Annotated in this window: 1 protein-coding gene; it reads right to left on the bottom strand. The window is 69.1% G+C overall.

What is annotated here, in order from left to right:
* Positions 1–14 precede the first annotated feature (14 nt).
* On the bottom strand, positions 15–1472 hold the full coding sequence (locus tag ACFW2E_RS46545) for an NF041680 family putative transposase (protein WP_384478148.1): 1458 nt from the start codon (positions 1470–1472) through the stop codon (positions 15–17).
* Positions 1473–1609: the final 137 nt, after the last annotated feature.

Here is a 1609-nt window from a genome sequence, read left to right as displayed (position 1 = left end):
AGCTTGTTCTTTATCTACCAAGATCTGCCGGGTTTACCGATGGCCTTGAGGGTCTCGGGGCGTTTGACGGTCTTGCCCACGTCGTAGCGGGGTGCGGATCGGCGGTTCTTGGTCCCGGGCGGCCGTCCGGGACCGGTGCCGCGAGGTTGGGGAACACGGGCGGGGCAGGCGAGGTGGGCCCGGATGTTCCTGAACCCTCGGCGGACCCGGGCCGGGGTCAGGCGTTCGGGCTTGGCGGGCTTCTCCCAGGGGCGACGGAGGTCGGCGGCCAGAGGCCGGGCGAGGCGGAGCTGGGTGTGGGCGACGACCAGGAGCCAGGTCCACCGGTCCGCGGCCTCGGGGGTACGGATCTTCGGGGTGGTCCAGCCGAGCGTCTGCTTTCCGAAACGGAAGGTGTGCTCGAGGTCGAATCTTCGGAGAAACACCTGCCACCACAGGTCCACGTCTGCCGGGGTGGCGCCGGTCTTCGAGGACCACAGCCAAACCGGTGGCGCTTCTCGTTCTTTGGAGAGGTGCTCGACCTTGAGGCGGATCAGGGTGCCTTCGACGATGGGGAGTTCGCCGTCGTGCTCCAGCCAGGCCGAGCGGTGAGTCAGCCTCGGGTGGACCCGGTCCCACGCCCGGGCTTCGGCCTTGCCGTAGTTCACGGTGTCGGTGGCCGTGGTGATTGCCGCCGCGGGCCAGGTCTCGGGCCTGGTAAAGCGGAACTCCGGCCCGTGTTTGGGCGGATGCCCGCCTCGAGGGTGGGCTCGGTGGAACTCCTCGCGCGAGGGCGCCGGACAGCGCATCACCCGGTCCGAGCGGATCCGCCCGACCAGCTCGACGGGCAGGTCGCGCAGGACCCAGGCCAGGCGGGTGACGTCGTAGCCGGCATCCATGACGATCGTGACGTCCAGATCCCCGGGCTGCCACTGGCCGGCCGCAATGAGGCTTTCGACCACTGACCTCAGCTGGGCAGCGGTGACCGCGGTCGCGTCGTCCTCTGGCCCGAGCCGGAGCACGTCCAGGAGCGAAGTCCACGAGGTGGCGCCGGGCTCCAGGACCGCGACGAAGGAGTACGGCCAGCCCGGGATGAACTGCGAGGCTGACTTCGCCCGCCCGTAGACATGGCAGAACAGCCGCTCCGCCGAGCACGGCGCGTCCGAGCGCAGCCAAGGCGAGACATCGACGGCCAGGACCAGGCGCCCGCCGTCGAAGCGTGGCAGCGGCAGGCCGGCCAGCACCTCCCGCAGCCGGCCGACGTCAATGCGGCCGTGGTTCAGGCCGCCGTACATCGCTCCGTGCCCACGACGGTGCTCGGGCACCAGCGTCAGGTCCACCGGAGACTTCACCGCACCGTCCGCGCACAGCACCGCGTCCACGAGCTCGAACAACGCGTCGCGCCGACCGGTCAGACACTCGTAGAACTCGGCCCGGAAGCGTGACGCTTCCGCGAACGCATCCCGCCGGACAGCATCAGGCAGCAGACTCACCCTCACGGCCTTCGTCGTGGTCACGTGCACCTTGGTCGGAGCACATGATCAGACGAAGGCCGCCTCCACGTCAGACGAATCCCCAGGTGAGCGACCCCGTACGAGACCGCGTTCGAAGCCGGAAGAAAAAGAACAAG

This window comes from Streptomyces sp. NPDC058964, assembly GCF_042741275.1.
GTDB lineage: Bacteria > Actinomycetota > Actinomycetes > Streptomycetales > Streptomycetaceae > Streptomyces.
This window is presented reverse-complemented; position numbering and strand designations above follow the sequence as displayed.